The organism is Streptomyces sp. NPDC050263, from assembly GCF_040655955.1.
In the GTDB taxonomy this organism is placed as follows: Bacteria; Actinomycetota; Actinomycetes; order Streptomycetales; family Streptomycetaceae; genus Streptomyces.
In genome coordinates this window covers 24,632-42,070 of the sequence record NZ_JBFAKW010000065.1, presented here as the reverse complement: position 1 = coordinate 42,070, position 17,439 = coordinate 24,632, and the positions used below count along the sequence as shown (strand labels likewise).

Annotated in this window: 15 protein-coding genes and 1 pseudogene; 12 read left to right on the top strand and 4 right to left on the bottom strand. The window is 71.0% G+C overall.

Going from position 1 to position 17,439, the window contains the following annotated elements:
• Positions 1-29: 29 nt before the first annotated feature.
• The 10 genes and pseudogenes from AB0J04_RS26545 to AB0J04_RS26500 all read left to right on the top strand — a co-directional run.
• Positions 30-647 (top strand): annotated as a pseudogene (locus AB0J04_RS26545) (hypothetical protein); the annotation flags it as partial.
• A 323-nt stretch (positions 648-970) separates the two neighbouring features.
• Positions 971-2,221 carry an amidohydrolase gene (locus AB0J04_RS26540; RefSeq protein ID WP_363171051.1) on the top strand — a complete coding sequence of 417 codons (1,251 nt, stop codon included), beginning with the start codon at positions 971-973 and terminating at the stop codon, positions 2,219-2,221.
• A gap of 283 nt (positions 2,222-2,504) precedes the next feature.
• Complete coding sequence (locus AB0J04_RS26535) at positions 2,505-3,566, top strand: BMP family ABC transporter substrate-binding protein (protein WP_363171050.1); 1,062 nt, start codon at positions 2,505-2,507, stop codon at positions 3,564-3,566.
• A 201-nt stretch (positions 3,567-3,767) separates the two neighbouring features.
• Complete coding sequence (locus AB0J04_RS26530) at positions 3,768-5,303, top strand: ABC transporter ATP-binding protein (RefSeq protein ID WP_363171067.1); 1,536 nt, start codon at positions 3,768-3,770, stop codon at positions 5,301-5,303.
• Positions 5,300-6,427 carry an ABC transporter permease gene (locus tag AB0J04_RS26525; RefSeq protein ID WP_363171049.1) on the top strand — a complete coding sequence of 376 codons (1,128 nt, stop codon included), beginning with the start codon at positions 5,300-5,302 and terminating at the stop codon, positions 6,425-6,427. The genes AB0J04_RS26530 and AB0J04_RS26525 overlap by 4 nt, the downstream gene beginning before the upstream one ends.
• Positions 6,427-7,713, top strand: coding sequence for an ABC transporter permease (locus AB0J04_RS26520; RefSeq protein ID WP_363171048.1), 1,287 nt, complete (start codon positions 6,427-6,429; stop codon positions 7,711-7,713). Before AB0J04_RS26525 ends, AB0J04_RS26520 begins: the two co-directional genes overlap by 1 nt.
• Positions 7,710-8,111: a cytidine deaminase gene (locus AB0J04_RS26515; RefSeq protein ID WP_363171047.1), complete on the top strand. Its 402-nt coding sequence runs from the start codon at positions 7,710-7,712 to the stop codon at positions 8,109-8,111. The genes AB0J04_RS26520 and AB0J04_RS26515 overlap by 4 nt, the downstream gene beginning before the upstream one ends.
• A gap of 90 nt (positions 8,112-8,201) precedes the next feature.
• Entirely contained in the window at positions 8,202-9,482 is a 1,281-nt protein-coding gene (locus AB0J04_RS26510) for a thymidine phosphorylase (RefSeq protein WP_363171046.1), read from the top strand.
• Positions 9,483-9,569: 87 nt separating this feature from the next.
• Positions 9,570-10,166 carry a Uma2 family endonuclease gene (locus AB0J04_RS26505; RefSeq protein WP_363171045.1) on the top strand — a complete coding sequence of 199 codons (597 nt, stop codon included), beginning with the start codon at positions 9,570-9,572 and terminating at the stop codon, positions 10,164-10,166.
• 24 nt (positions 10,167-10,190) lie between these two features.
• Positions 10,191-10,556, top strand: a complete 366-nt coding sequence (locus AB0J04_RS26500; protein ID WP_363171044.1) for an STAS domain-containing protein — start codon at positions 10,191-10,193, stop codon at positions 10,554-10,556.
• Here AB0J04_RS26500 and AB0J04_RS26495 read toward each other — a convergent pair.
• The 3 genes from AB0J04_RS26495 to AB0J04_RS26485 all read right to left on the bottom strand — a co-directional run bounded on the left by AB0J04_RS26495 (position 10,440) and on the right by AB0J04_RS26485 (position 14,092).
• A complete protein-coding gene (locus AB0J04_RS26495) occupies positions 10,440-11,456 on the bottom strand; it encodes a sigma-70 family RNA polymerase sigma factor (protein WP_363171043.1) in 1,017 nt (338 codons plus the stop codon). The genes AB0J04_RS26500 and AB0J04_RS26495 overlap by 117 nt on opposite strands.
• Positions 11,457-11,586: 130 nt before the next feature.
• Complete coding sequence (dnaN, locus tag AB0J04_RS26490) at positions 11,587-12,708, bottom strand: DNA polymerase III subunit beta (protein WP_363171042.1); 1,122 nt, start codon at positions 12,706-12,708, stop codon at positions 11,587-11,589.
• Positions 12,709-12,796: 88 nt separating this feature from the next.
• Positions 12,797-14,092 (bottom strand): MFS transporter, encoded by a 1,296-nt coding sequence (locus AB0J04_RS26485; protein WP_363171041.1) that lies wholly within the window; start codon positions 14,090-14,092, stop codon positions 12,797-12,799.
• A 63-nt stretch (positions 14,093-14,155) separates the two neighbouring features.
• Between AB0J04_RS26485 and AB0J04_RS26480 the strand changes: the two genes are divergently transcribed.
• On the top strand, positions 14,156-15,109 hold the full coding sequence (locus tag AB0J04_RS26480; protein ID WP_363171040.1) for a LysR family transcriptional regulator: 954 nt from the start codon (positions 14,156-14,158) through the stop codon (positions 15,107-15,109).
• A gap of 206 nt (positions 15,110-15,315) precedes the next feature.
• Here AB0J04_RS26480 and AB0J04_RS26475 read toward each other — a convergent pair whose 3' ends face one another.
• Complete coding sequence (locus tag AB0J04_RS26475) at positions 15,316-16,077, bottom strand: prolyl oligopeptidase family serine peptidase (protein ID WP_363171039.1); 762 nt, start codon at positions 16,075-16,077, stop codon at positions 15,316-15,318.
• Positions 16,078-16,190: 113 nt separating this feature from the next.
• On the opposite strand from AB0J04_RS26475, the gene AB0J04_RS26470 reads away from it, so the two are divergent.
• Positions 16,191-17,354, top strand: coding sequence for an adenosine deaminase (locus AB0J04_RS26470; protein WP_363171038.1), 1,164 nt, complete (start codon positions 16,191-16,193; stop codon positions 17,352-17,354).
• The last annotated feature ends 85 nt before the right edge of the window (positions 17,355-17,439 follow it).

Below are 17,439 nucleotides of genomic sequence, written 5' to 3'. Positions count from 1 at the left end.
GACTCACCGCACCCCACTGCCAATTACGCGGCCGCTCCGGCCCCCGCGACCTGCTCTTCGCCCCGGTCTCCGCCAGGGCCCGCCGCCTCCCCCCGAGCGCGGCCCGCGGCGTCGAGGTCTTCTCCTCCATGCCGATACAGGAGGCCCCCGCCGGCGTCACCCTCACGGCGAACTCCTTCGCCTGGACCCGGGACCGGTTCGGCCCGCCGCGCGTGACGAAGGCCGCGGACATGGTGGGCACCTCGCTGGTGGAGACGGGCGTGGTCGACGCCGACCACTACCTGGAGGCCGTCCGGACGCCGGCCGAGGCGCACGGTGTCACCCGCTGCTTCGCCCACCGCCGCGAGCGCACGGAGAAACTCCACCGGCTGGCCGTCGAGACCGGCCTCGAGATCGTCCGCCCGGACCTCCCGCTGGAGCTGATCGCCCGCCGGGACCCCATCGGCCGGACGGTCCTCGGCTTCCCCTCCACGGTCGTGCACACCCTGCCCCTGGCCCTCTCCGGCACCGACGTCCGCGTCACGGTCTGCGACATCGACCCCGCCTGGCTCACCGAGCACGCCTCCCCGAGAGCCCAGGGCTTCCTCTCCGGCGTGACGGGAACGGCAAGAAACGTCCACAGACTGGCGGCGGTCAGCGCGGTCTGAGGGGCCCCCGGGGCCACGCGGGAACCCCTCCACCGGTCGCACTGCGTGGCGGAACGGCCGCGTGCGGGTGATGATTTCGGGATCGGCCACCGGTCACGGTCCCGGTACGTGGACAGACACGGCGTGCCGGGTGTGGTCCGTGGTATCCGTGAAAGGAAGGAAGAAGTGTGGGCGGCTGCCGGAAAGCCGGTCGAGTTTACCCACCGCCCACAGCAGCCATGCGCCGCGCGACCGACTTTTCTTCCCCTGACGGGTTGAACTTTTGTTGATCGTAGGTCGGTCGACCGTCCCGGCGTCCTACCCTTCAGAGGGTGAAGCAACTGATGTCCCGAGAGTCCGAGGCCGATCCTTCCGGGGAAGACGCGCTCCCCGGTGTGCTCCCAGGCACCCTGCCGGAGGCGCTGCGCGCAGAGCTCGTGGCCTTCCGCCGCGACATGCACATGCACCCCGAGCTCGGCAACCAGGAGTTCCGAACGACGGCCGCGATCAAGGCCCGCCTCGAGAAGGCGGGGCTCCGGCCACGCGTGCTCGGCATCGGCACCGGCCTCATCTGTGACATCGGGACCGTGGGCGCGGAGGCGGACGGCGTTCCCGTCCTCGCCCTGCGCGCCGACATCGACGCGCTGCCCATCCCGGACACCAAGACCGAGTGCGCGTACCGGTCCACCGTCCCCGACCGCGCCCACGCCTGCGGCCACGACGTGCACACCACCGTCGTCCTCGGCGCCGGGCTCGTCCTCGCGGAGCTGCACCGGCAGGGCCGGCTGCCGCGCCCGGTGCGGCTGATCTTCCAGCCCGCCGAGGAGGTGCTGCCCGGCGGCGCCGCCGACGCCATCGAGTGCGGCGCGCTGGAGGGCGTCGGCCGGATCATCGCCGTGCACTGCGACCCGCGCGTGGACGCCGGGCGGATCGGTCTGCGCGAGGGCTCCATCACCTCCGCCTGCGACCGGCTGGAGATCTCCCTGGACGGCCCCGGCGGCCACACCGCCCGCCCGCACCTGACCACCGACCTCGTCACGGCGGTCGCCCGGGTCGTCACCGACGTGCCCGCGCTGGTCGGCCGCCGGGTCGACACCCGCGCCGGGCTCGCCGTCACCTGGGGCCGCATCGAGAGCGGGCACGCGCCCAACGTGATCCCGCAGCACGCCGAGCTCTCCGGGACCGTCCGCTGCCTGGACATCGAGGCGTGGCGGCAGGCCCCGGACATCGTCGTCGCCGCGATCGACGAGGTCGCCAACCTGCACCGCGCCAAGTCCGAGATCAACTACGTGCGGGGCGTCCCCCCGGTCGTCAACGACCCGGACGTCACCGGGCTGCTGCGGGACGCCATGGTCGTCCGGCGCGGCGAGGCGGGCGTGGAGTCCACCGAGCAGAGCCTGGGCGGCGAGGACTTCTCCTGGTACCTGGAGCGAGTGCCCGGCGCGATGGCCCGACTCGGCGTCCGCCCGCCCGGCGAGCGCACCGTGCGCGATCTGCACCAGGGCGACTTCGACGCGGACGAGTCGGCGATCACCGTCGGCGTGGAGCTCTTCACGGCCGCCGCGCTGCTCGACGCGACGACCCGCACGAGCTGAACGGGCGGGGGAACGGCTCCCGCGAGGGTCGTTCCGCCTACCGGCGCAACACTGTTGTAAGCCATTCGTCCCCGGTTCGAAATCATTGGCGGGAAGCCGCAAGGGGCCGAGTTCAGGCGGTGTTTGCCTCGAATCGATAACGGCGTCGCGGGGGGTGTTTTTCTGACATCTACGCGCGTTACGATGCCGCGAAGCCAACGCCGCCGGGCGTTCCGGCTCGAGCACTGGCATGGTGCTCACATCAAGCGCCGACGAGGCGCTGGTCAGGTGAAGGAGCCTTCCCGTGCGCCGGGTAGCCAAGCTTTCCGCTGCGTGTATCGCGACCGCAGCTCTCGCAATGACTGCCACTGCATGTGGCAGCACCTCCTCCGACAACGACAGCTCGTCCTCTGCCTCCGCGGGCAGCAGCGGCAGCGGCGTCAAGATCGGTCTCGCCTTCGACGTCGGCGGCCGTGGTGACCGTTCCTTCAACGACTCCGCCGCGCGCGGCGCCGACAAGGCCAAGGCCGAGTTCGGCGGCTCGATCAAGGAGCTGACCGCCAAGACCTCCGACACCGAGGCCGACCGTGAGCAGCGCCTGACCGACCTGGCGGACGCCGGCTACAACCCCATCGTCGGCGTCGGCTTCTCCTACGCCACCTCGATGACCAAGGTCGCCGCGAAGTACCCGAAGGTCAGCTTCGGCATCGTCGACTCGGTGGTGGACGCGAAGAACGTCAACAGCATCACCTTCACCGAGGAGCAGGGTTCCTACCTGGCCGGTGTCGCCGCGGCGCTGAAGACCAAGAAGAACCACGTCGGCTTCATCGGCGGCGTCGACACCCCGCTGATCAAGAAGTTCGAGGCGGGCTACGCCCAGGGCGTCAAGGACACCAACCCGAAGGTCAAGGTCGACGTCCAGTACCTGACCCACGGCTCCGACCTGTCCGGCTTCTCCAGCCCCGACAAGGGCAAGGAGGCCGCGTCCGGCATGCTCGACAACGGCGCCGACGTCGTCTACGCGGCGGCGGGATCCTCCGGCAACGGATCGATCGAGGCCGTCTCCGGCACCAAGGGCGCCTGGGCCATCGGAGTGGACTCCGACCAGTACAACATCCCGGGTCTGGCGAAGTACAAGAACTCGATCCTGACCTCGATGATCAAGAACGTCGACGTCGGTGTCTACGACTTCGTCAAGTCCGTGCACGACGGCAAGCCGCTGACCGGCACCAACAACTACTCGCTCGCCAAGGGCGGTGTCGGACTGGCCACCAGCGGTGGCTTCATCGACGACATCAAGGCCCAGCTGGACGTAGCCAAGCAGAAGATCGTCGACGGCACCATCACGGTCAAGACCACCCCGTGACCTGACGGATCCCGCCGGACCTCGGCTCGACGAGGGGGGTGTTCGAAACCCCCCTCGTCGAGCCATAACAATGTGTCAACTCTACGCGTGTAGCACGGAGTTGCCGCGCTAGCGTCGCCGACGCCTGCCCTCCCCTACGCAGCCCCTTTCCCCCCAGGAGAGTGCGCCATCAACGCGTCCAGCCCTCCCGCTGCCGTCGAACTGCGCGGCATCACCAAGCGGTTCCCCGGCGTCGTCGCCAACCGTGACATCGACATCACGGTCCGCACCGGCACCGTCCACGCCCTGTGCGGTGAGAACGGCGCCGGCAAGTCCACCCTGATGAAGATCCTCTACGGCATGCAGCAGCCGGACGAGGGCACCATCACCGTGAACGGCGACCAGGTCACCTTCAGCAACCCCGCCGACGCCATCGCCCGCGGCATCGGCATGGTGCACCAGCACTTCATGCTCGCCGACAACCTCACCGTCCTGGAGAACGTCGTTCTCGGTGCGGAGAAGCTCCACGGCATCGGCGCCAAGGCCCGTACGAAGATCAAGGAGATCTCCGACGCCTACGGGCTGAACGCCCGTCCCGACGTCCTCCTGGAGGAGCTCGGCGTCGCCGACCGCCAGCGCGTGGAGATCCTCAAGGTCCTCTACCGCGGCGCCAAGACCCTCATCCTCGACGAGCCCACCGCCGTCCTGGTGCCGCAGGAGGTCGACGCCCTCTTCGACAACCTGCGCGAGCTCAAGGCCGAGGGCCTCACCGTCATCTTCATCTCCCACAAGCTGGGCGAGGTCCTCTCCGTCGCCGACGAGATCACCGTCATCCGGCGCGGTACCACGGTCGGCACGGTCGAGCCGGCGGGCACCACCCCCAAGCAGCTCGCCGAGCTGATGGTCGGCAGCGAACTGCCCACTCCGGAGACCGAGGAGTCCACGGTCACGGACGTTCCGCTGCTCGAGGTGGACAAGCTGCACCTGAGCCAGACGGACCTCGACGGCGTCGAGCGGATCATCCTCGACGAGATCTCCCTCACCATCCACAAGGGCGAGGTCCTCGGCATCGCCGGCGTGGAGGGCAACGGCCAGTCCGAGCTGGTCGAGGCGATCATGGGCATCCGCCACCCGGACACCGGCGTCATCACTCTCGACGGCGCCGACATCTCCGACGTCCCCACCCGCCGCCGCCGCGAGGCCGGCGTCGGCTACATCCCCGAGGACCGGCACCGCCACGGCCTGCTCCTCGAGGCACCGCTGTGGGAGAACCGCATCCTCGGCCACGTCACCGAGAAGCCCAACTCCCGCGGCCAGCTGCTCGACATCAAGGCCGCCCGGACCGACACCGAACGCATCATCGACGCGTACGACGTCCGTACGCCGGGCATCGACGTGACCGCGGCCTCGCTGTCCGGCGGCAACCAGCAGAAGCTGATCGTCGGCCGCGAGATGAGCCACGCGCCCAAGCTGCTCATCGCCGCCCACCCCACCCGCGGCGTGGACGTCGGTGCGCAGGCCGCGATCTGGGACCATATCCGCGAGGCCCGCCGCGAGGGCCTGGCCGTACTGCTGATCTCCGCCGACCTGGACGAGCTCATCGGGCTCTCCGACACCCTGCGGGTGATGTACCGCGGCCGTCTGGTCGCCGATGCCGACCCCGCCACGATCACCCCCGAGGAGCTGGGCTCCGCCATGACGGGTGCGGCCACCGGCCACCTGGAGCACACAGAGGACGACGAGGACGACGCCCGATGAAGAAGCTGACCCAACGCATCGACAAGGAGCGGCTGCTCCTCGGCATCGCGGCGCCGCTGCTGGCGATCGTCGCCGCGCTCGTCGTCACCGCCCTGGTCATCCTCGCCACCGGCAAGAACCCGGGCGCCGCCTTCAGCGACATGGTGACCTACGGCACCGCCAGCGACAGCCAGGTCTACATCCTGAACAAGGCGACGACGTACTACCTCGCGGGTGTCGCGGTGGCCATCGGCTTCCGCATGAACCTGTTCAACATCGGCGTCGACGGTCAGTACCGGATCGCCGCGTTCGTCGCCGCCGTCCTCGGCGGCGCGCTGACCGTGCCCGGCTGGATCGCCATCCCGCTGATCATTCTGTGCGCCATGGCGACCGGTGCGCTGTGGGCGGCCATCGCGGGCATCCTCAAGGTGACCCGCGGCGTCAGCGAGGTCATCTCGACGATCATGCTGAACTCGATCGCCACCGCGATCATCGCCTACCTGCTGCAGCCGGGTAAGCTCGCCGAGCTGCAGAGCGGCGGCACCGTCATCTCCACCACGCCGCTGCCGGAGTCCTCGTACTTCTTCAGCATCGACACGGGCCCGGCCGGCGTGCTGTGGGGCTTCATCGTCATCGCCGTGCTCGTCGGCGTCGCGTACTGGTTCGTGCTCGGCCGCACCCGGTTCGGCTTCGACCTGCGCACCGTCGGCCAGTCCGAGAGCGCCGCCACCGCGAGCGGTGTCTCCGTCAAGAAGATGATCGCCACCAGCATGGTCATCTCGGGTGCGGTGGCCGGCCTGATCGGCATGCCGACCCTGCTCAACGACAGCCACCAGTTCAGCAACGACTTCCCCTCGGGCATCGGCTTCACCGGCATCGCCATCGCCCTGCTCGGCCGCAACAACCCGGTCGGCATCGCCCTCGGCGCGCTGCTCTGGGGCTTCCTGGAGCGCACCACCAACCACCTCGAGTTCGAGGGGTACGACAAGGAAATCCTCGGCGTCATCCAGGGCGTCATCGTCCTGTGCGTCGTCATCGCCTACGAGCTCGTCCGCCGCTACGGCCTCAAGCGCCAGCAGCAGCGGGTCGGTGCCGAGCTCGCCGCCCAGGCCGCCGCCCCGACCCAGAAGCAGGAGGTGGCGTGATGACTGCCACGATGACCGACACGCCGCCCCCCGCGGCACCCAAGGCGGACTCCGCGGGCACCCGGTCGGGCCGCTCGGTCGGCCAGATCCTCATGATCGTCGCGGGCGCGCTGCTGCTCGTCGCCGCGGTCCGCAGCATCACCGGCTCCGACCAGCTCACCTCCGAGGGCCAGGTGTCCGCCGCCCTCGGCCTCGCCGTGCCCATCGGCCTCGCCGGCCTGGCCGGCCTCTGGTCCGAGCGCTCCGGCGTGGTCAACATCGGCCTCGAAGGCATGATGATCCTCGGCACCTTCGGCGCCGGCTGGATCGGCTGGCAGTCCAACCCCTGGCTCGGCCTGCTGTGCGGCGTCGGCTTCGGCGTCCTCGGCGGGCTGGTGCACGCCGTCGCGACCATCACCTTCGGCGTCGACCACATCGTCTCGGGTGTCGCGGTCAACCTGCTCGCGCTGGGCATCACCCAGTACCTGGCCAAGATCTTCTTCTCGGAAGGCGGCGCGGCGGACGCGGGCGGCAACCCCAAGCAGTCCCCGCCCGTGGAAACGCTGCCCAGCGTCGACGTGCCCGGTCTCTCGGACGGCCTCAAGTCCCTCGAGAACCACCACTGGTTCCTGATCTCCGACATCGCGGGCATCCTCGGCGGCCTGGTCACCGACCTGTCCGTGGTGACGATCTTCGCCGCGCTGCTGTTCGTCGGCAGCTGGTGGCTGCTGTGGCGTACCCCGTTCGGCCTGCGGCTGCGCTCCTGCGGTGAGAACCCGATCGCCGCGGAGTCCCTCGGCGTCAACGTCTACAAGTACAAGTACGCGGCCGTGGCCGTCTCCGGCGGCCTCGCCGGCCTCGGCGGCGCCTTCCTCGCGCTGGTCACCTCGCACACCTACCTCGAGGGCCAGACCGGTGGGCGCGGCTACATCGGCCTCGCGGCCATGATCTTCGGCAACTGGCGTCCCGGCGGCCTCGCCATGGGCGCGGGCCTGTTCGGCTACTCCGACGCGCTGCAGCTGCGCAACGGCGGCGAGACCGTCCACGCGCTGCTGCTCCTGCTGGTCGTGCTCCTCGCGGGGCTGGCCGGCTGGAAGCTGTACCGCAAGGCGCACTGGCAGGCCGGCATCAGCCTCCTCGTGGCCGCGCTCGTCCTCCTCTGGTACCTGTTCACCGACGAGGTCCCCAGCGACTTCGTGGGCGCCACCCCGTACGTCGTCACGCTGCTGGTGCTGTCGCTGTCCGCGCAGCGCCTGCGCATGCCCAAGGCCGACGGCATGCGCTACCGGAAGGGCCAGGGCAAGTGACCCCGCGGTCCGACGTCGACTGGGACGCGCTGCGCGAACTGGCCCGCGAGGCCATGCTCCGTGCGTACGCCCCCTACTCGGGCTACCCGGTCGGGGTCGCGGCCCTGGTGGACGACGGCCGCACGGTCTCCGGCTGCAACGTCGAGAACGCCTCCTACGGGCTCGGCCTGTGCGCCGAGTGCGGGCTGGTCTCGGAGCTGCAGAACACCGGCGGCGGTAGGCTCACCCACTTCACCTGCGTGGACGGCCGCGGCGAGATCCTCGTCCCGTGCGGCCGCTGCCGCCAGCTGCTGTACGAGTTCGGCGGCGCGGAGCTGCTGCTGGAGACGCCGGCGGGGATCCTGCCGCTCTCCGAGATGCTCCCGCAGGCCTTCGGCCCGGACCACCTCACCAAGTAGCGCCCGCGCGGCCCCTCTGACTGGCGCAGAGGGGCCGCGCGGTTTCTGAAACGTCGTATCGCACCACCGTGCAGCACCGGAAGGAAAGCCATGGCCATGGACGCCGTCTCCGTCATCCGCACCAAGCGGGACCGCGGTGAGCTCAGCGACGAGCAGATCGACTGGGTCATCGACGCGTACACCCGCGGCGAGGTCGCCGACTACCAGATGGCCGCCCTGAACATGGCCGTCCTGCTCAACGGCATGAACCGCCGCGAGATCGCCCGCTGGACGGCCGCGATGATCGCCTCCGGCGAGCGCATGGACTTCTCGACCCTGTCCCGCCCGACCGCCGACAAGCACTCCACGGGCGGCGTCGGCGACAAGATCACCCTTCCGCTGGCCCCCCTCGTCGCGGCCTGCGGCGCGGCCGTCCCCCAGCTCTCGGGCCGCGGCCTCGGCCACACCGGCGGCACCCTGGACAAACTGGAGTCGATCCCCGGCTGGCGCGCCCTGCTCTCCAACGAGGAGATGCTGTCCGTGCTGGACGGCACCGGCGCGGTGATCTGCGCGGCGGGCGACGGCCTGGCCCCGGCGGACAAGAAGCTGTACGCACTGCGGGACGTGACCAGCACGGTCGAGGCGATCCCCCTGATCGCGTCCTCGATCATGTCGAAGAAGATCGCGGAGGGCACGGGCTCCCTGGTCCTGGACGTGAAGGTGGGCACGGGCGCCTTCATGAAGACGATCGAGGACGCGCGGGAACTGGCGTCCACGATGGTGGGCCTCGGCACCGACCACGGTGTGAAGACGGTCGCCCTGCTCACCGACATGTCCACCCCCCTCGGCCTCACGGCCGGCAACGCCCTCGAGGTCCGTGAGTCGGTCGAGGTGCTGGCCGGCGGCGGTCCGGCGGACGTCGTGGAACTGACGATCGCGCTCGCCCGCGAGATGCTCGACGCGGCCGGAATCAAGGCCGACCCGGCGAAGGCCCTGGCCGACGGCTCGGCGATGGACGTCTGGCGCCGCATGATCGCGGCCCAGGGCGGCGACCCGGACGCGGCGCTGCCCACGGCGAAGGAACAGCACGTCGTGAAGGCGCGCTCCACCGGCGTCCTCACCCGCCTCGACGCCTACGACATCGGCATCGCCGCCTGGCGCCTCGGCGCGGGCCGCGCCCGCAAGGAGGACCCGGTGCAGGCGGGCGCGGGCGTCGAGCTCCATGCCAAGCCCGGCGACACCGTGCGGGAGGGCCAGCCTCTGCTGACCCTCCACACCGACACCCCGGAACGCTTCGACTACGCGCTCCAGGCGGTGGCGGGCGCCTACGACATCGACGCGCCGGGAACCGCCTTCACCGCCTCGCCGGTGGTGCTGGAACGTATCGCCTGACCCGTCCTCACCTGGTCTTTCCCCTCATCCGGGTGAACAGGGCCGGTGGAGGTCCACCGGCCCGGTCCGGCTTGTTGGATGGCGCGCATGAGCGCTCACTTCGGTGACTACGTCCTGACGGACGACGATTGGGACGAAGCCGTCTGGGTCTGGCGGCACACCGTCGTCCCCAAGGGCTGCCGGGCGGAGATCATCGACGGGCTGGTCACCGTCATGCCGCTGACCGCCGGAGCCGGCCACGGCATCGCCCAGAGCCTGACCCGGGGCCTCTACGAGGTCATCCCGGAGAACTGGGGCGTCTACCAGTGGCTCGCCACCGCCGTACCCGCCCGTCTCGGGCTCTATGTGCCCGACCTGGTCGTGCTGCCCCGGGAGCCGATGGGCGTCGCCGGCGACGACTTCGTCCCCGCGGCGGCCGCCCGGCTCGTCGTCGAGATCACCTCGCAGGCCACCGCCGACAACGACCGGGTCCGCAAGGCCGCCGGCTACGCCCAGGCCGGCGTCCCCCTCTACCTGCTCGTCGACGGCGTGGCCCCGGGCGGCCCCACCGTCACCCTGTACGGGGAGCCCGCGGACGGGACCTACCGGCTGCTGAGCGCCCGCCCCTTCGGCGAGGTGATCGAACTCCCCGAACCGTTCGCGTACGCCCTGGACACCGCGGGCTTCCCGGCTCCGATGAGTTGAGCCCCGCCTTGGGGTCTACCGCACGTGGACCCCAAAACACCGCCCGTGCTCACCCTGACCGCCCCTGTCGCCCGCACCCGGGTGACAGGGCTCGACGACGACGTACGGGCGCTGCTGGCGGACACCGGCGCCGGCCCGGGCGCCGGGGTGGTCGTCTGCGACGTGGCCGGCATCGGGCCGCCCGGGCTCGCCGCCGTCGAGCTGCTGGCGCGGCTCCAGCTCGCCGCCCGGCGGGCCGGGGGACACATCAGGCTCCGCGCCCCCGAGCCCGCCCTACGCGCCCTGCTCGACCTCGTCGGCCTCAGCTTCGAGGTGGAGGGGGAGACCGAAGAGCGGGAACCAGCGCTGGGTGTCGAGATAGAAGTGGAACCCGGTGAGGCGGCCGTCTGAGATCTCCAGGACCTGGATCGCCCACGGGCTGAACCCGCCCTTCTCCGGGTCCGGCTTGTACTGCGCGAAGCCCGGCAGCCCGTTGACCTGGACCGGCAGCAGCCGTGACCCCTCGCAGGCCGAGCCGATCGTGGTCATGAAGCCGGTGATGTCGTCGTGGCCGGTCAGCCACAGGTCGAACGGCGGCATCGTCATGATGGCGTCCTCGTGGAGGAGGGCCGTCAGCGCCGTCATGTCGTAGCCCTCGAAGGCCGCCACATAGCGTTCGAGGAGCTTCTGCTGCTCCTCGTCCAACGGGTCCGACACCGCCGCGTCCGCGCCGGCGGCCTCCCGCTCGGCGAGCGTCGCCCGGGCCCGCTGGAGCGCGCTGTTGACCGAGGCGACCGAGGTGTCGAGCAGCTCGGCGACCTCGCTCGCCTTCCACGCCAGCACCTCCCGAAGGATCAGCACCGCCCGCTGCTTCGGCGGGAGCTGCTGGAGCACGGCCATGAACGCCAGCCGCACGGACTCCTTGGCGATCGCCGCCTCGGCCGGGTCCTCCACCGTCGGCAGCACACGGGCGTCGGGCATCGGTTCCAGCCAGGTGTTGTCGGGGCGGGGGGACAGGGCCGCCCGGGCGAGCGGCGTGGCCTCGGACAGGTCCATCGGTCTGGCCCGCTTGTTGCCGGCCGTCAGCATGTCCAGACACACGTTCGTCGCGATCCGGTACAGCCACGAGCGCAGACTGGCGCGGCCCTCGAACTTGTCGTAGCTCCGCCAGGCCCGCACCAGGGTGTCCTGCACCGCGTCCTCCGCCTCGAAGGACGAGCCGAGCATCCGATAGCAGTAGCCGGTCAGCTCGGTCCGGTGCTTCTCCAGTGCGACGTCGATCTCCGTCGTCGTCGCCGTGCTGTTGCTCATCGTCCACCCACCCCTGTGGCCGTCCTGTCACGCGTCTTTGCGCCCAGCACTTCGGAAGCTATCGCAGCCCACTGACAATGGCCCGCCGAGTGAACAAAAGTGCAGGTCAAAGGCGCAGTCCAAGCCGCTCTCACACCAGCTGCTTCACGGACATCAACAGATGTCGATGGGCGTCCGGCGCGTCCGCCGCGCCCAGCAGCGCCCGCTGTCCGGTCCCCAGCAGCTCCACCCGCAGCCCCGGCGCCTCGAACGAGGCCAGCGCGTCCAGCAGATACGCCGGGTTGAACGCCACGGTCACCTCCGCGGCCCCGGTCAGCACGGCGGGCAGCCGCTGTGTGGCCACGTCGTCGCCGTACCCGGCGCGCAGCAGGACCGACTCCGCCGAGAAGTCCAGCCGTACCGGACTGTTCGCCTCCGCCACCACCGCGACCCGGCGCACGGCCTCCGTCAGCGGCCCGCACTCCACCTCGGCGACCGCCGCCCCCGCCATGTCGAACAGCTTCCCGTAGGCCGGCAGCCGCCCGTCCAGCGGTCGCACGACCGAGCGCATCCGCCCGCCCTCGAACCCGATCGGCCCGCTCCCCGAGGCCCCGTCGAACCCGACCCGCACCACCCCGCACTTCGCCAGCGACCGGGCCACGTCCAGCAGCCGCCGGGCGGGCACGAGCGCCTCCACCACACCCCCGGCTGCCGCCTGCGCCTCCGCCTTCCACCCCAGCCGCCGCACCGCGTACCGGTACCGGTCCGACGCCGACAACGTCATCTCGTCGCCGTCCAGCCGCAGTTGGACGCCCGTCAGCACCGGAAGGGTGTCGTCCCGGCCCGCCGCCACCGCGACCTGGGCGACGGCGGTCGCGAACGCGGCCGCGTCCACCGTGCCGTACGGCTCGGGCGGCGCGGGCGGGGTGGGGTACTCCTCGCGCGGCAGGGTCGACAGGCCGAAGCTGGTGCCGCCCGCCTCGACCGTGAACCGCGTCCCGTCCAGGCAGCAGCTCACCGGCCCGTCCGGCAGCACCTTGCAGATGTCGAGCAGCCTGCGCCCGAGCACGAGCACCCGGCCCTCGACGACCGTCTCGGCGTCCGTCTCGATCCGCGCCGCCGTCTCGAAGTCGAACCCCGACACGCTCAGCCGCCCGGCCGCCGCGTCCAGCAACAGACCGCCCAGCACCGGCACGGGCGTACGGGCGGGCAGCGCGCGGGCCGCCCAGGCCACCGCCTCGACGAGGTCACCGCGATCGATCCGGAATTCCATGGACAAGCCCCCTGCTCAAGCCAGTTGTCGCGCGCAGGCTACGCGCCACCACTGACAACCGGCCCTGAGCTGGGGGAACCCAGATGGTTCAGTGGGCGGCGACCAGGGTCTGGCGACGGGCCGCCCGGGTCCCGAGCACCGTGATCGTCACGACGCCGAGCACCGCCAGGACGCCCACGCCGACCGTGCCGGCCCAGCCGCCCGAGTGGAAGGCGATCGCCCCGACCGTGGAACCGGCGCTGGAGCCGATGTAGTACGCGGACTGGTAGAGGGCGGAGGCCTGGGCGCGACCGGTCGTCGCCGTCCGGCTGACCGCCGAGGACGCCACCGCGTGCCCGGCGAAGAAGCCCGCCGTGATGAGCACCAGGCCCAGCAGCACCGGCACCAGCGAGTCCGCCAGCGACACCAGCAGACCCGCGGCGGTCGTACCGCCCGCCAGATACAGCGCCCCGCGCCGCCCGAGCCGTCCGACCAGCCGGCCCGCCGTCGACGCCGACACCGTGCCCACCAGGTACACCAGGAAGATCGAGCCGACGATGCCCTGGGGGAGGGAGAACGGGGCCTCCGTCAGCCGGTAGCCGATGACCGTGTACACGCCGCCGAAGACGGTCATGAACAGCGCGCCGATCGCGTACAGCCGACGCAGCAGCGGGTCGGCGAGGTGACCGCGGACGGTCCGGACCAGCACCCGGGGCGCGAGCGAACCGGCCTTGAAGTGCCGCGGCGCGGGGAGCAGCAGTCGGAAGGCGATCGCGCAGGCCACCGCCAGCACGCCGATCGCGCCGACCGCGACCCGCCAGCCCCATTCCTGCGCGACCCAGCCGGTGATGACCCGGCCGCTCATCCCGCCGACGCTGTTGCCCGCCACGAACAGGCCGATCGCCGTGACCAGCGCCTTGGGCCGGACCTCCTCCGCGAGATACGCGGTCGCCGAGGCCGGCAGCCCGGCCAGGGCCGCGCCCTGCACCGCCCGCAGCACGACCAGCGCGCCCAGCGACGGCGCGAAGGGAACGAGCAGGCCCACGCCCACCGCGACGCCCAGCGAGGCCGTCATCACGGTACGGCGGCCATAGCGCTCCGACAGTGCGCTCATCGGCAGGACGAACAGCGCCAGTCCGCCGGTCGCCGCCGCCACCGTCCAGCTCGCCTGGCTCGCCGCCACCCCGAAGTCGCCGGAGATCAGCGGCAGCAGCGCCTGCGTGGAGTACAGCAGGGCGAAGGTCGCCACACCGGCGAGGAAGAGCGCGAGGCTCATCCGACGGTAGCCGGGCCCACCTGGCGTCATACGGGAGTCGGAGTCGGAGGCGGGGGCGGAGGCGACGGTGGAGGGGACGGTCGGAACGGCGCCCACGATCGTGGACGCCCCGGTACTGGCGGGAGACATGCCTCGAAACTACGTACGCCCCGGTTCATCCGTCCAATGCACGGACTCGGCATAATCGTTCCCATGGTGCATCAACACAGGTCACAGCCCCACCTGTCACCGTCCAGTGACACAGAAGACATGGTGATGTTGCTGGCGCCCCGGCTCGCCTACTTCGCCGGAGTCGCCCGCACCGAGCACGTCACGCGGGCGGCGCAGGAGATGCAGGTCCCGCAGTCGACGCTCTCGCGGGCGATGGTCCGCCTCGAACAGGACCTGGGCGTCGACCTGTTCGCCCGCAGAGGCCGCACGGTCTCGTTGACCCCCGCCGGCCGCACCTTCCTCACCTCGGTCGATCGCGCGCTCGCCGAGATCGAGAAGGCCGCCGACGAGGTCCGCGCGGACGCCGACGCGGCCACCGGCAAGGTCGCGTTCGGCTTCCTGCACACCATGGGCGCCGAGACCGTCCCCGGCCTGATCCACGCCTTCCGCGCCGACCATCCGCGCGTCCGCTTCAGCCTCGTCCAGAACTACGGCGAGGCGATGATCGAACGCCTCCGCGCCGGCGAACTGGACCTCTGCCTGACCTCCCCGGTCCCGGACGCCCCCGACCTGGTCGCCCGCCGCCTGGACGAGCAGAAACTCCGCCTGGTCGTCCCGGCCGACCACCGCCTCGCCGCCCGCAGGCGAGTCCGCCTGGCCGAGGCCGCCGACGAGACCTTCGTGACCCTGGAACCCGGCTACGGCCTGCGCCGCATCACCGACGACCTCTGCAAGGAGGCCGGCTTCCGCCCGAGGATCGCCTTCGAGGGCGAGGAGGCGGAGACGCTGCGCGGGCTCGTGGCGGCGGGCCTGGGGGTTGCGTTGCTGCCTCCGCCGGCGGTGGCCCGCCCCGGGGTGGTGGAACTGACGGTCACCTCGCCGAGAGCGGCCCGAGAGATCGGAGTGGCCTGGCTGGACGGCCACCCGGACACCCCGCCGGTAGCAGCCTTCAAGAAGTTCCTGCTGTCGAAAAGGGGCAGCCTGCTACCGACCTAGGGGGCTTCTGATGGATCTCCGCGGCGTCGCGACGCCCGGCACGCACTCTCGCCGCACCGGGCGAAAGCCCCAGTAGCTCCGCTACGAGGACTCTCGCCCGGCACACCGAGAGCACGCACCGAACGCCGCTCCTTCTCCCACGGAGATCCATCAGAAGCCCCCTAGGGGCAGCCCCCAGGGTCGGCCCCCAGAGGCTCCCCCCACCCCTACCGCCGCAACGACCGACCGAACCCCACGGCCAACGGCATCCGCAACCCCAACGGCGGCGGAGCCGCCAGCGCGTCCTCCACCGGCCGGGCCAACGCCCGCCCGAACAGCACACCCATCACGAAGTCCTCGGCCAGAGCCAGCACTTCCGCCCGGTACTGGTGTAAACCGTGCCCGTCCGTGTGCACCTCGAACCGGCACACCTCCCGGTTCGCCTTCTTCGCCCGCGCCGCGAGCCGGAACGACAGTTCGGGGTCGCACCGCTCGTCGTTCGTGCCGTGCACGATCAGCACCCGCCGCCCCGCCAGTTGCTTCACCGGTTCGGGTGGGGCCGCCCTGTCCTCTTCCGGCAGCCAGGGAGCGATCGCCAGCACGGAGTTGACGGCCTCGTGGCCGCCTGCGCGCAACGCGGCCCGCGCGCCCATGTCGAGGCCGGCCAGACACACCGGAACGTCCCCGTACCGCCGGACGACCTCGTCGGCCGCCCAGGCCGCGTCGGCGGCGAGATGGGCCTCGCTGCCGTTCCAGCCGCGGTAGCGGTAGTGCACGGCGTGCACGGCCAGGCCCTCCTCGTGTCCGGCCCGCGTGAGCTTGCGCCCCAGGCCCCGGACGGAGGCGGCCGCCCAGAGGGGCGACGGTCTGCGACTTGAGGTCTCCTCGCCGCCCGGGAGCAGCAGCACCACCCCGCTGACCGCCGTCGGTTCCGGGCCGAGCGCCCTTCCCAGCCGGGCCGTTCGAACCGGCGTCACTTCCTGTGCCATGACAGAACAGTGTCAGAAGCGCTGGTGTACTCCACCCGTCCGCGCGGTCACCGTTGCGTATCGGCGGAGTTGCGCAACGCGCCGTCTACGCGCGTAGGAGTTAGAGTGCGAAAATGACGAGCCAGAGCATCCAGGCGGGCATCATCCCGAGTTCGGACCAGATCCGGCGGGCGCCCAAGGTTCTGCTGCACGACCATCTCGACGGCGGGCTGCGTCCCGGCACGATCGTCGACCTCGCCCGGGAGACCGGGTACGCCCAACTTCCGGAGGCCGACCCCGACAAGCTCGGCATCTGGTTCCGGGAGGCCGCCGACTCCGGCTCCCTGGAACGGTACTTGGAGACCTTCTCGCACACCGTCGGCGTCATGCAGACCCGCGAGGCGCTCGTCCGGGTCGCCCGCGAGTGCGCCGAGGACCTCGCCGAGGACGGCGTCGTCTACGCCGAGGTGCGGTACGCGCCCGAGCAGCACCTCGATGGCGGGCTCACCCTCGAACAGGTCGTCGAGGCCGTCAACGAGGGCTTCCGGGACGGGGAGCGGACGGCGCGCGAGAACGGGCACCGCATCCGCGTCGGCGTCCTGCTCACCGCGATGCGGCACGCGGCCCGCTCGCTGGAGATCGCCGAACTCGCCAACCGCTACCGGGAGCTGGGCGTCGTCGGCTTCGACATCGCGGGCGCGGAGGCCGGCTTCCCGCCCACCCGGCACCTCGACGCGTTCGAGTACCTGAAGCGCGAGAACAACCACTTCACGATCCACGCCGGCGAGGCCTTCGGGCTGCCGTCCATCTGGCAGGCGCTCCAGTGGTGCGGCGCGGACCGGCTCGGGCACGGGGTGCGCATCATCGACGACATCGAGGTCGCCGCCGACGGCGGTGTCAAGCTCGGCAGACTCGCCTCGTACGTGCGCGACAAGCGCGTCCCGCTGGAGCTGTGCCCGTCCTCCAACCTCCAGACCGGGGCGGCCGCCTCCTACGCCGAGCACCCCATCGGGCTGCTGCGCAGGCTCCACTTCCGGGCCACGGTCAACACCGACAACCGGCTGATGTCCGGCACCAGCATGAGCCGGGAATTCGAGCACCTTGTCGACGCGTTCGGTTATACGCTCGACGATCTGCAGTGGTTCTCGGTCAATGCTATGAAGTCAGCATTCATTCCTTTCGATGAACGACTGGCCATGATCAATGACGTGATCAAGCCCGGATATGCCGAGCTGAAGTCCGAATGGCTGTTCCAGCAGACCGCCTCCACCAGCGGTTCTGTGACCTCGGAGGACTGATCGCAGACCGATGGCGGGTATGGAATGCGGGCGGGTGTTCACCAACCGTCCGCATTTCGATGTTTGCCGTCGCCCCCTCCTCGTG

Bases quoted from the DNA above. Each gene is read 5' to 3' on its own strand.
- AB0J04_RS26540 (WP_363171051.1), top strand. From the start codon at position 971: ATGTCCCGAGAGTCCGAGGCCGATCCTTCCGGGGAAGACGCGCTCCCC.
- AB0J04_RS26525 (WP_363171049.1), top strand. From the start codon at position 5,300: ATGAAGAAGCTGACCCAACGCATCGACAAGGAGCGGCTGCTCCTCGGC.
- AB0J04_RS26520 (WP_363171048.1), top strand. From the start codon at position 6,427: ATGACTGCCACGATGACCGACACGCCGCCCCCCGCGGCACCCAAGGCG.
- AB0J04_RS26510 (WP_363171046.1), top strand. From the start codon at position 8,202: ATGGCCATGGACGCCGTCTCCGTCATCCGCACCAAGCGGGACCGCGGT.
- AB0J04_RS26505 (WP_363171045.1), top strand. From the start codon at position 9,570: ATGAGCGCTCACTTCGGTGACTACGTCCTGACGGACGACGATTGGGAC.
- AB0J04_RS26495 (WP_363171043.1), bottom strand. From the start codon at position 11,456: ATGAGCAACAGCACGGCGACGACGACGGAGATCGACGTCGCACTGGAG.
- dnaN (WP_363171042.1), bottom strand. From the start codon at position 12,708: ATGGAATTCCGGATCGATCGCGGTGACCTCGTCGAGGCGGTGGCCTGG.
- AB0J04_RS26485 (WP_363171041.1), bottom strand. From the start codon at position 14,092: ATGTCTCCCGCCAGTACCGGGGCGTCCACGATCGTGGGCGCCGTTCCG.
- AB0J04_RS26480 (WP_363171040.1), top strand. From the start codon at position 14,156: ATGGTGCATCAACACAGGTCACAGCCCCACCTGTCACCGTCCAGTGAC.
- AB0J04_RS26475 (WP_363171039.1), bottom strand. From the start codon at position 16,077: ATGGCACAGGAAGTGACGCCGGTTCGAACGGCCCGGCTGGGAAGGGCG.
- AB0J04_RS26470 (WP_363171038.1), top strand. From the start codon at position 16,191: ATGACGAGCCAGAGCATCCAGGCGGGCATCATCCCGAGTTCGGACCAG.